Source organism: Staphylococcus sp. GDY8P57P (genome assembly GCF_017892585.1).
In the GTDB taxonomy this organism is placed as follows: Bacteria; Bacillota; Bacilli; order Staphylococcales; family Staphylococcaceae; genus Staphylococcus; species Staphylococcus borealis.
The window spans coordinates 1-333 of the sequence record NZ_JAESLK010000072.1; the positions used below are offsets into that span (position 1 = coordinate 1).

At 40.5% G+C, this 333-nt stretch carries 1 protein-coding gene; it reads left to right on the plus strand.

From position 1 onward, the window contains the following. Positions 1-333, plus strand: a 333-nt coding sequence (locus KA878_RS13510; RefSeq protein WP_281059645.1) for a GTP-binding protein, incomplete at both ends; no start/stop codon positions are given.

A 333-nucleotide genomic window follows, 5' to 3' on the forward strand; every position in this document is an offset into this window, starting at 1 on the left:
ACAAAAGAAGATGAAAAGATTTTAGTTAATTCCGGTGTGTTACCTGCAGACCGCATTATCGGTGTCGAAACAGGCGGCTGCCCACATACAGCAATTCGTGAAGATGCTTCAATGAACTTTGCTGCAATCGATGAATTAAAAGAGCGCAATGACGATATCGATTTAATCTTTATCGAATCTGGCGGTGACAACCTTGCTGCGACCTTCAGCCCAGAGTTAGTCGATTTTTCTATTTATATTATCGACGTTGCCCAAGGGGAAAAAATTCCTCGTAAAGGCGGACAAGGCATGATTAAATCTGATTTCTTTGTAATTAACAAAACCGATTTAGCT